Annotated in this window: 9 protein-coding genes; 7 read left to right on the top strand and 2 right to left on the bottom strand. The window is 30.8% G+C overall.

What is annotated here, in order from left to right:
- Positions 1-109: 109 nt before the first annotated feature.
- The gene (gene tadA, locus UCYN_RS01240; protein WP_012953676.1) at positions 110-598 is read right to left on the bottom strand and encodes a tRNA adenosine(34) deaminase TadA; all 489 of its coding nucleotides are present in this window, start codon (positions 596-598) and stop codon (positions 110-112) included.
- A gap of 345 nt (positions 599-943) precedes the next feature.
- Between tadA and atpD the strand changes: the two genes are divergently transcribed.
- Together atpD and atpC are read left to right on the top strand one after the other, a co-directional pair.
- On the top strand, positions 944-2,392 hold the full coding sequence (atpD, locus tag UCYN_RS01235; protein ID WP_012953675.1) for a F0F1 ATP synthase subunit beta: 1,449 nt from the start codon (positions 944-946) through the stop codon (positions 2,390-2,392).
- A gap of 92 nt (positions 2,393-2,484) precedes the next feature.
- On the top strand, positions 2,485-2,895 hold the full coding sequence (gene atpC / locus UCYN_RS01230; RefSeq protein WP_012953674.1) for an ATP synthase F1 subunit epsilon: 411 nt from the start codon (positions 2,485-2,487) through the stop codon (positions 2,893-2,895).
- A gap of 490 nt (positions 2,896-3,385) precedes the next feature.
- On the opposite strand, the gene UCYN_RS01225 is transcribed toward atpC, so the two are convergent.
- The gene (locus UCYN_RS01225) at positions 3,386-4,609 is read right to left on the bottom strand and encodes a DUF3747 domain-containing protein (protein WP_012953673.1); all 1,224 of its coding nucleotides are present in this window, start codon (positions 4,607-4,609) and stop codon (positions 3,386-3,388) included.
- A gap of 196 nt (positions 4,610-4,805) precedes the next feature.
- On the opposite strand from UCYN_RS01225, the gene UCYN_RS01220 reads away from it, so the two are divergent.
- From UCYN_RS01220 to UCYN_RS01200, 5 genes are all read left to right on the top strand, one after another.
- A complete protein-coding gene (locus tag UCYN_RS01220; protein WP_012953672.1) occupies positions 4,806-5,567 on the top strand; it encodes a PD-(D/E)XK nuclease family protein in 762 nt (253 codons plus the stop codon).
- Positions 5,568-6,083: 516 nt separating this feature from the next.
- Positions 6,084-6,386: a 50S ribosomal protein L25 gene (gene rplY / locus UCYN_RS01215; RefSeq protein WP_041487814.1), complete on the top strand. Its 303-nt coding sequence runs from the start codon at positions 6,084-6,086 to the stop codon at positions 6,384-6,386.
- A gap of 388 nt (positions 6,387-6,774) precedes the next feature.
- On the top strand, positions 6,775-7,203 hold the full coding sequence (locus UCYN_RS01210) for a photosystem I reaction center subunit II PsaD (protein ID WP_012953669.1): 429 nt from the start codon (positions 6,775-6,777) through the stop codon (positions 7,201-7,203).
- Positions 7,204-7,831: 628 nt separating this feature from the next.
- Positions 7,832-8,755 (top strand): NAD(+) kinase, encoded by a 924-nt coding sequence (locus tag UCYN_RS01205; RefSeq protein ID WP_012953668.1) that lies wholly within the window; start codon positions 7,832-7,834, stop codon positions 8,753-8,755.
- Positions 8,756-9,132: 377 nt separating this feature from the next.
- Positions 9,133-11,613: a phospholipid carrier-dependent glycosyltransferase gene (locus UCYN_RS01200; protein WP_012953667.1), complete on the top strand. Its 2,481-nt coding sequence runs from the start codon at positions 9,133-9,135 to the stop codon at positions 11,611-11,613.

Below are 11,613 nucleotides of genomic sequence, written 5' to 3'. Positions count from 1 at the left end.
AAAATTGTTAGGATTTATACATTAAGCTATTGTAGGCACAGATTTTTATATAACTCATCTTTGACCTTTTACAATATTTAAGATTATAAGAGATTACAACAATTTAAAGTTACTTAATATAAATTATTTTTTTATCCCTTATTTTTTTAAACCATTCTTGTAAATGCTGTTGACAATCTTGTTTCAAGATGCCAGAAATTACAGGTAAACGATGATTAGAAGCATTTGAATCAGGTAAATTCAGTACTGTACGAATAGCTCCTGTCTTAGGATCATCTATCCCGTAAACTAACAATCCTATTCGAGAATGTATGATAGCTCCAGTGCACATTATACAAGGCTCTAGCGTAACGTAAAGAACACACTTTTCTAAATAGCAAGATTGTAATTTTTGACTAGCTTGACGAATAGCAACAATCTCTGCATGGCCTGTAGGGTCGTTATTTCTCTTTTTACAATTATGTCCTTGAGCAATTAAATTTCCGTAATTGTCAACAATCACAGCTCCTACAGGAACATCTTCTAAATTTTCTGCTTTTTGAGCTAAGCTTAATGCTTTTTTCATCCATTGATGATGAATCTTAAAATTATTTTCCATTCCTAATAGACTTTATATTTTAAAACTAAAATAACAATTATAAAAAACTTTTACGAAATAAATGATTTATTATCGTGAAATTGTGTATCTAGAAGATAACAAGCATATAGAATTTTTTTAAATTTAAATAACTTTCATCTTAGTTTGCGCATATAAGGTATTAAGCATACTTCAAAAAAAATATGTTTATCATTAAATACATGACATTAATACTACCCTTAACATGATAATCAAATCATTTCCCTGAGTACTATGAAAATGGTATTCTATAAAAATGACGAAAATAACATTAAATATTTTCACTTAGTCATTTGTAAGCTAACTCCAAAAAGAGGATAAGCAAACATGGTAGCTACAAAGAAACAATTGAAAGCTGGTAAAGTAACACAAATTATTGGCCCTGTAATTGATGCTGAATTTCCTAGCGGTAAATTACCTCGTATTTATAATTCACTGACAGTAGAAGGAAAAAATTCTGCTGGAGAAACTATAAAAATTACATGTGAAGTACAACAGCTACTTGGAGACAATCAGGTCCGAGCTGTTTCTATGAGCGGTACAGATGGATTAATCAGAGGAATGAGCGTTACTGATTCAGGGTCGCCCATTAGTGTTCCTGTAGGAAAAGAAACATTAGGTCGTATTTTCAATGTTTTAGGCGAACCTGTAGATCAAAGAGGTGAAGTTGGAAACAAAGAATTCTCTCCTATTCATCGTCCTGCTCCAAAACTAACTGATTTAGAAACCAAGCCTCAAGTTTTTGAAACTGGTATTAAAGTAATTGATTTGCTCACTCCTTATCGACAAGGTGGCAAGATTGGTCTATTCGGCGGAGCAGGCGTTGGAAAAACCGTTATTATGATGGAATTAATTAATAATATCGCAACTCAACATGGTGGCGTATCTGTGTTCGCAGGTGTTGGAGAACGTACACGTGAGGGTAATGATCTATACAATGAGATGATGGAATCAGGTGTTATTAATTCTGAGAATTTAAATGATTCTAAAATTGCCTTGGTTTATGGGCAAATGAATGAACCACCTGGAGCTAGAATGCGTGTGGCTTTATCTGCTTTAACGATGGCAGAATACTTCCGTGATGTAAATAAGCAAGATGTATTATTATTTGTTGACAATATTTTCCGCTTCGTTCAAGCAGGTGCTGAAGTATCGGCATTGCTAGGAAGGATGCCTTCTGCAGTTGGTTACCAGCCTACGTTAGGAACAGATGTTGGAGACTTACAAGAGAGAATTACTTCAACAAAAGAAGGTTCTATTACTTCTATTCAAGCTGTTTATGTTCCAGCAGATGATTTAACAGATCCTGCACCTGCAACAACTTTTGCTCACTTGGATGGAACTACTGTGCTATCACGTGCTTTAGCTTCCAAAGGCATTTATCCAGCAGTTGATCCATTGGATTCTACTAGCACAATGTTGCAACCAAATATTGTTGGTCAAGAACACTACGATACAGCCCGAGCTGTACAATCTACTTTACAGAGATATAAAGAGCTACAAGATATTATTGCTATTCTTGGTTTAGATGAATTATCTGAAGATGACCGTCGGACCGTAGATAGAGCAAGAAAAATAGAACGTTTCTTGTCTCAACCTTTCTTTGTAGCAGAAGTTTTTACAGGTTCTCCTGGTAAATATGTATCTTTAAGCGATACTATTAAAGGCTTTCAAATGATTCTTGGCGGAGAGTTAGATAGTCTTCCTGAACAAGCATTTTACTTGGTAGGAGATATTAACGAAGCAAAAGAAAAAGCTGCAACACTTCAAGAGTAAGTAGTTAAACATTCTTTAATCTTCTATTCTCTAAATTTGTATCAGGGCGAATAACTATTCGCCCTTCTAACAACTGATAATTAATAATTAATATGGTACTAACAGTTCGTGTAATCACCCCAGATAAGACCGTTTGGGACAATACTGTTCAAGAAGTTGTTTTACCAAGTATTTCAGGACAGTTGGGAATTTTAAGTGGACATGCACCTCTTTTAACTGCTCTTGATACTGGAGTAATGCGTATTAGAACAGATAAGGAATGGCAAAACGTAGCAGTAATGGGAGGTTTTGCAGAAGTCGAACAAGATGAAGTAAAGGTTTTGGTAAACTTTGCTGAGATAGGAAATTCTATTGACAAAGAAGAAGCAAAGCAAGAGTACAACATCGCTCAAGCTAAACTAGAAGAAGCCAATAAAGGAAATGAAAGTTTAGAGAAAATTAAAGCTTCTAATGCATTCAAACGTGCGAAAGCTCGTTTAAATGCTGCTGGAATAGTATCTTAAATCAAGATCTCTATATCCATACATAAAACGTAGCCCCTCGAAGGTTAGAAAATAACTAGAAATCGTTTTCTAACCTTCGAGGGGCTACGTTTTATGTATGGATATGGAAAAATACTTTTGTTAAAGATGTAAGAAAAGAAAAGGTCCAGAACGTCTTGCCATGTTTCGACTTCAGGGACCTTTTCAAGTCACTCTTACTCCTTACACACTAATACACCATATCATCTTGGTAGCAATAAGTGACATGCAATATGACATTTTTTAAATTGTCACACTATCAAGCTTTATTTAAAAACTAAAAGATCTCAAAGTTTTAATAAAAAATCTTTGAGATCTATAAGGTCAATTTAACTTTTAATAAATTAATGCCATGCTATTACTGGTCAGAAAAATTATCATATTTTTACAATTATTTTGAAGGTTAAATATAATAATTTTATTTTGTAACTTCAATTTTTACATAATCGTATAGTTAAAACAGAACTATAAACTACTTATTATTTTGTTCTATTTCAGATTTCAAACAATCCAAAACTTTGGCTAAAACGGATGCTGTATAGCCACGAGTTGCCTTACCTTCTAAATCAGAGGTAACTTCTTTTTCATTTTTAGCAGTAACCATATTGCAATATTTTGATTTTTGTTTTATTGAAGATATAGCTGAGCTATCCGAAGTAGCCTGATTACTATTTTGGGTATCTTTCGAAATATTTAATTCTTTTCTTAGATAGACAACCACACGTTGCATAGCATTAATTAATTCTGAACGGTTAACCGATTTATTTGTCTGCAATACGTTGTTGGTATTCCCTGTATTTAAAAAATTTGAGTAGGCCCACTTCATCTTACTTGTATCTTGATAAGAGTTTTCTGAGGACATGATGTTACTGTTATCACTACCTTGGGTTGTTTCTGAACCTATCTTCTGAACAGCATTGATTACGTTAACCGCCATAGAAATTAATTGGCCTTGATTAATAGATTGATTTGGACGAAAGGTATTATCCTTAAATCCCGACATTAAGCCTACATCAACTACTTGAGAAATTTCATTCTCATATTTCTCACCTTGAATATCTATTAAATTATTTTGAGAGCTGTTCTTAGCTATAGATGCAGTAGAGAAATTAGATTGTGTAGAATTATTTTGTCCCTTGTTAATAGCTACCTGAGAACCACTAAGATAAAAATGTCCTAGTACCTTATTTTGGTAAGTTCGTTTTGTAAATTGCCAACCTGAATATAGATTAATTTTCATAAACCCAGAAGCTAATCCCTGAGTGGTGCCTAAAACTATTTCACTATAATTATTACTTCTAGGAGTTCCTACTAATTGCAGTTCTCCATTACGATTAACTATACGTAATAAATAATCTAATCCTAAATCATTACCATCAAGACGTATTGAATAACCATTACTATCTGTAGAGCGTCGACAGATACCAGTAAAATCAAAATTAATTAACAAAGGATCAATTAAAACTGGATTTTGCCCCTGTTCTTTCCAACAATTTCTTTTCCCCTCTATTTGTTCAATTACTAATAAATCATATTTACCTTGACCATAAGGTCTGGCAATGGCAATAACTTTGTTTTGGTCGACAGTAGTCTCGCTAAAAGTATAGGCTTTAGCAACTAAGCTTGAAAAAAAACAGTTATTAAAAGCAATAGCTACAATGGCAGTTAATCGTAATGGTAAAGTAGATATCTTCATGATCTAAGCTATAAATTTATGTTTAAAGACTGACAAGATAGAGTTATTTTATTACGCTACCAAGTTTTTTAATCTTAGGGAAAAGACAGGACATATGAAAATGGAGTTCCTTATTTCTTATTAGTGCTTTACATAAATGTAATAAAAGTTAATACTATAATACTTATTAGTCATAATATATGAGGTCGATATTTAGATGATACACTATCCTAAATGTGATAACTCATTAATACGTTTATCTCAATCTCAACTAAATTTATTAGAAACTTGTCCTCCTCAGTTTAAGAAAATATATCTAGATCATTTAAACTTTCCTGTAAGCTTAGAATCGCAAAGAAGTCTAAATTGGGGGAATCAATTCCATCAGTTAATGCAGCAGCATTTCATGGGTCTCTCAATTGATGCTGTATTGGCTCAATACTCCAATTTAAGTGAAGTAATAAAAGTCTTATTCAAATGTATTGTTGAAAAACATATTCTAAATTCCCAATTTTGGACAGAAGCAGAACATTACATAACTTTTAAAAAAGATAATTATTTATTAACAGCCATATATGACTTGTTAATTGTGAAAAATAACCAAGTACAAATTTTAGATTGGAAAACATATTTAAAGCCTAATGATAAAAAACAGCTAGAAAGTGATTGGCAGACTAGATTATATTTATATTTATTAGCAGAAACATCAACTTATTCACCAGAAAATATTTCAATGACATATTGGTTCATAAAAGATAAGTATAAGCCTCAATATTTAAGCTTCCAATACAGCCAAAACCAGCACCAGCAAACTAAATCGGACTTAAGCAAATTGTTAAACTACCTTAACTACAACCTATATGATATTAACCAAGATAATAATAACTTTGGTCATCATAAAAACTGTAAAGATAAATGCCCGTATCATGACTATTTATGTCTGAAAAAAACTTCTGAACTAACTTTTATGACAGAATAATAATTCATATTAATGATACAAAGAATTATATTTACACTAATTTTCTTAGAATAAACGATCAAACTATTAATATATATTGATAATGAGACTTTTTATTGATGTCAATAATACAAAAAAATAAGAGATTTTTAGAAGAACTATAAAACTAAAAGGACAAAATTACTATAAATGTTAGTATCGCTGTAAATATTGTGATAAGTTTTAATTATTGCTCAATCAAAATTGATTAACTAAGCTATTTAGATATTATTAAATTAAGTATCATTGATGAATTAGAAGATAAAGATATAAAAATATATCCAATCTATAAATTATATGGTTAAGTATGTCTTTATTTTCGTAGTAGTATTGTTTATCTGAACTTCACTAATTTTATTTATATAATTTTGCTTAGATTGCAAAAAACGCAGAAAAATGAAGTATTTTAGAATATTTACTTCAAGATTTTCACCATTAACGATAGATTTTGTCGTTATTTATAAAAAATCAAATCAACTATATAGTGAGTTAAGTGTTATGCCTCTATCAATTCAATGTCAAAAAAGACCTCTAAATACTAAACCTAATGCTCTTCGTCGTGAAGGACTACTTCCTACAACTTTGTATGGACATAATGGTACTGAATCAATGCAATTAGTTGTTGATAAGAAAGAAGCTGCATTAATGCTTAGAGATGTCAAAGTCAATGAAACGATAATCAATGTCGATATTCCCGATCTCTCCTGGAAGGGTGAAGTTATACTTAAAGAAATTCAAGCTCATCCTTGGAAAAGAAGTCTCATACATCTCAGCTTCTGTTATGTTCTCCCAAATAAATAAATATTTTGGTAAAGAATTAGGGATTAATTTTATTGATACTCTAATTCTTTATTAAACAAAAAATTAGCATTAAGATCTTTATTTAATCGATTTCTAAATTGTCCTGTTACCAGAAATATCTGATTTTTAAAGGTTCTTAAAATCATTACCAATTCAGTTACTTTAACAAAATATTCTATCAAGATAACTCCAATAGCTTCACTGTTAATCTTTTAGAACTATTTGCTATCTAGAAGTACATAATAATCTCATCATTAATCTAGTGTTTCAAAATTAACTCCATACAAAAATTAACGAATATTTATTACAGTTTTTTACTAATCTGAGGAATAGGGGATAACTTAATGATAGGATTCCCTAAAACACTTTTTAAGGAAAACAAAGTACCATGGCAGAAAAGCTTAAAGGAAAGCTTCCTATTTTTGGAGGTAGTACAGGTGGTTTACTTTCTAGCGCATATCTTGAAGAAAAATATGCTATTACTTGGAGTAGCGGAACAGAACAGGTTTTTGAAATGCCTACTGGTGGAGCAGCAATTATGAATGTAGGAGCAAATCTTTTACATCTTGCAACCAAAGAACAATGTCTAGCCTTAGGAAAACAGTTGCAAACAAAATTTGAGCCTATAATTGAGAGCTACAAAGTTTACCGCGTTTTTCCTGATGGTAATGCTCAGCTTCTTTACCCTATTGATGGAGTCGCTTCTGAAGTAGCAAAAGAAGGACGTTCTTATGCTGGTAAAGTAGATAGAAAAATCGGGGCTAATCCTGAACCTGTCACTTTAAAATTTTCAGATAAAGCTCCTTATGAAGTTTAAATAATCTAGTTATAGGGTATTGGTTTTTCGAGATCAATACTCTATCTTGTGTCAGACATTAGACTAAATAATTGTTTATCAGTATTAAAATAAGATTGAACTAGTCTCAATTCAATCTTTGTTTTAGATCAATATTTTTACTGTATTCAAACCATAGAGAAAAAGTTTCTTACTCCTAAAAAATATCAGTAAAATCATATAGCTATTTTATATTTTAGACCTTAATATAGATAATTGACTTGTCGAATAATACATTCTTGTCTGGTTATAAAAACTTGTTTCTACTAATATTGACAAAAGTCTTATATTTCTTTCCTGTATATGCCTTGCTTTAATGTACACAAGATTCTTTAATAATGGTTGTTATTGTATGCAGTAACTAAAAGTAGTAAAAAATATAATCTATGTATAAGTTATGTCTTAAAATGCTAACTTTTAAGATATTAGACTATTTTATTTTTTATTAAATGCAAGCATGTTGATGCTATAAACTTTCAATTTTCAGATTTTATTTTAAAACATCTTGTCTTAAATTTTAAGTAAGGTATTATAAATTCTTTTGTAATTCCACCTTAATATTTAAGTTAAACTTAATTATTTAAGTAAGATTATTACTAAGTGTATAAAAGTGGAACTTAAACAGGTCATTATTGCTCACAAAGCAGGAGATAATCACAGTAAAGCTTGGGCCCAAACCTGCGCAAAGCAATTAGAAGCTCTTAAGTGTAAAGTTTTAATGGGTCCCAGTGGTTATAAAGACAACCCTTATCCAGTCTTCCTCTCCTCCGTTTCAGAAAAAATCGATCTTGCTATAATATTAGGCGGGGATGGTACAGTTTTAGCTGCAGCGAGACAATTAGCTCCAGAAGGCATACCTATATTGGCAATAAATATAGGTGGGAATTTGGGATTTTTAACTGAACCTTTTGAGTTGTTTAAAAATACAGAACAAGTTTGGCATCGTCTTCAAAGCGATCGCTATGCAATGTTACAGCGTATGATGCTAGAAGCTCGAATTTTTGAAGGTGATCGCTATGCTCCTAGAATAAATAGTCAACGTTTTTATTGTCTTAATGAAATGTGTATTAAGCCTGCAAGTATTGATAGGATGCCTACTGCTACATTAGAGATAGAAGTAGATGGAGAAATTGTGGATCAATATCAAGGAGATGGTTTATTAGTAGCTACTCCAACTGGATCTACATGCTATACGGCCTCAGCCAATGGTCCTATTATTCATCCTGGAATTGATGCTATTGCAGTCACACCTATTTGTCCTTTAAGTCTATCGAGTCGTCCTATTATAATTCCTCCTGGCTCAGTAGTAGATATATGGCCTCTAGAAGATTATGAGTTACATACTAAATTATGGACTGATGCTTCCTTAGCTACCTCAATTTGGCCAGGCCAGTGGATTTCAGTTAGAATGGCAAATTTTATGGCTAAATTTATTGTGCTTAGAGAAAATTACTCTTTCTATCAAACTCTCAGAGATAAATTACAGTGGGCAGGAACAAGAATCCATTTTGATAATAATCACCGAGGTAATTAAAAAATTAATAACTTTTGGGAATATCATTAGATACTAAAAAAATCTGGTTCAATAACTATAATTTCAAAACTTTTATAAGAACAAATTGTATAAAAATCTAGACAAATTTAATCAGGTAATATTTACGCTCATATTCGATAGTTTTAAAAAATAAACTGTAGCTAAAAAATATTTTATCAAGTTATTAAATTATTTATGTTTATAAGTATTTATATGCTGTGTAAAAAGTATTTTTTAATTTTTCTAATTGTTTTCGAAATTTGATTTTTACCAATAGTAAAAATCTCTATGTAGACTACTTATTGATTTTTACGAAAAATAAAACTTTGATATATAATTACCTTACTATTTGATAAAAAAACAAGAATTTACATTCTATGTCTATTGAAAAACTTTTTTTAAATAAAATTAGAATTTGGATAATTTTAGGAGTGATATGGTTAGGAAGTAATTTTTTTGATCGTTTGTGGCTAGCTTTAGATAAATCTATACCTGCTTGGGATCAAAGTAACCATTTGAATAAATCTTTAGAATATTTCCATATTTTAACTTCTCCAGAATTCTTGAATTCAGAGTGGTGGCATAATTTCTGGAAAATATCAACGAAATATCCCCCTTTAACATATATCATTGGTGCTCTTCCTCAAAAAATATTCGGCTTAGGAAACGATCAAGCTCTTTTATCTAATTTTTTATACAGTTTTATATTAATATTATCAATTTATAGTATTGGTAAAGTATTATTTAATCCAAAAGTTGGGTTGTGGAGTGCTGGTTTATCTGTTATATTTCCGCGTTTATATGAAAATCGGTTGCAATTTTTAATAGATACTCCTTTAGTAACTTTCACAATAGCTTCTTTTTGCTGTCTAACTATGTGGAAATATGAAAATAATAGATCAAAGAAATGGTTGTGGTCATTCGTCTTTGGGATATTTTGGGGACTTGCTTTGCTTACCAAGCAAAGTACCATGTTTTTTCTCACGGTACCTTTACTTTGGTTGTTTATTAGTTATTTGTGGCAACAAAAATGGGAAAGGATAGTACAATTAATTTTTAGTTTTTTCACCTCTAGTCTTCTATGGTTTCCTTGGTATAGTACTAATTGGATCTATTTGTTTAGTACTATTCGTAACTCTAATGATATCCCTGCCACTTATGAAGGTGACCCACCATTAAATACTTTAGATGCATGGACTTTCTATTGGCATGATCTACCATCAGCTATAGGATTTATTACACTTTTAATTCCTTTGGTAGGACTGTTTTTATATTTATTAGAACGTTTTTTAAAACCTAAACATAATGTAAGCAATAAGAAATATATAGAATCATTTCAATGGCTAGGAGTTTACTTTTTTGGTTCGTACTTGATTTGCTCTGCTATTTTTAACAAAGATAGCAGATACATAATGCCTTACTTACCAATCCTAGCTATATTTTTAGGCTATTGCTTAAATTTATGGAAAGAGAAATGGAGATTTGCTAAATGGATAACTTTAGTTTCAGGTATTTTATTCATGACAGTAAATCTATTTCCTGTTCCTGGCATTCAGGCACTATCATATATAAATTCTAAAACTACATTTCATCCTTATATAGGAGAAACAATACCTATTGAATCTATTATAAAAACAGCTCAAGAAACGACACCAAATAAAATTATTAATTTAGGAGTTATCGCCAATACTGACACTATCAATCACAATAATATTAATTATTATGGACAATTACTAGGGTCTCAAGTTTATGGAAGAGAATTAGGAAATAAGATTAAGTATCTTGAACAAGATAAAAAATCTTTTGAGTGGTTTCTTACTAAGACGGGTGACAAGGGATTTACTAGAGATCATCAATTAAATTTTGCTAAACAATTAGATATTGATCCTCAATTTAAAGTTATAAAAACTTGGAATATGCCCGATCACTCACTAGTAAAATTGTACCATCGCAAAGAAGAATCTATTAAAGTTAGTGAACTGAATAAGTCTATTAATAAAGTTATCTTAAATAAAATAAATATTCCTAATGTAGTTTCTTCAAAATTTCCGATACCTATTAGGTATGAGTGGTTAGGTAACTGGAAGGATTTACAACAAGGTATAGTTCTATTGTCTTGGCACAATAAAAACTTGAATAGTGACAAAATAGCTTGGATTCATGATCATGGAATTGGGCAAGGAACGTTATGGAACAATAATCAAGGGAAAACAGGATTTAAAGTTATAGAAAATATAGCAATGCTCCCCATTAAAGATGTAGAGAATGGAGAGTATACTCTTAAAGGAACTTATTATAATCGTGTTACTCATGAAAGTTATCCAATTAATACTCCTAATGTAACTTTAACTATCAAAAATAGTTCCGAATCTATTCCATCACCTGAATTAGATTTAAGTACTCAACTGAGATATGCTTCCACTAACTTAGCTCAGGGAGTATCTGGATTAGACATGATTTTTAGTAAAGTTAGTCGTTTTAATCAATATGATCCTATTCAAGATTACTTAAAACAAACAGAAATTTCATTAGACTATCGTTTAAAGGAAAACGTCGAAGATATTTCCTTAGATTGGAATTATGGATTAATACTATCTCAAGTTTTACAGGAAAACTCTGAAAAAACTATAGAGTCTCTAAAACAACTAATCAAATCATATCAAGATAATCCCTATCATTATGCTTATCTCGCTTTTGTCTATCTTTATGATTGGCAGCCTAAAAAAGCAGAGATAGCGTTGAAATTTGCTCTTGAAAAGAATCCTGACCTAAAAGAATTTCAATTACTAAAAGGAGTAAGTCTTCTTATGCAAGGTAATGTTATAAAAGGATGGAAACATTTAAGTCCTTTGTTATGA

The organism is Candidatus Atelocyanobacterium thalassa isolate ALOHA (assembly GCF_000025125.1).
Lineage (GTDB): Bacteria > Cyanobacteriota > Cyanobacteriia > Cyanobacteriales > Microcystaceae > Atelocyanobacterium > Atelocyanobacterium thalassae.
Note: the sequence above shows the minus strand (reverse complement) of the source record. Positions and strands in the feature narration are given on the sequence as shown.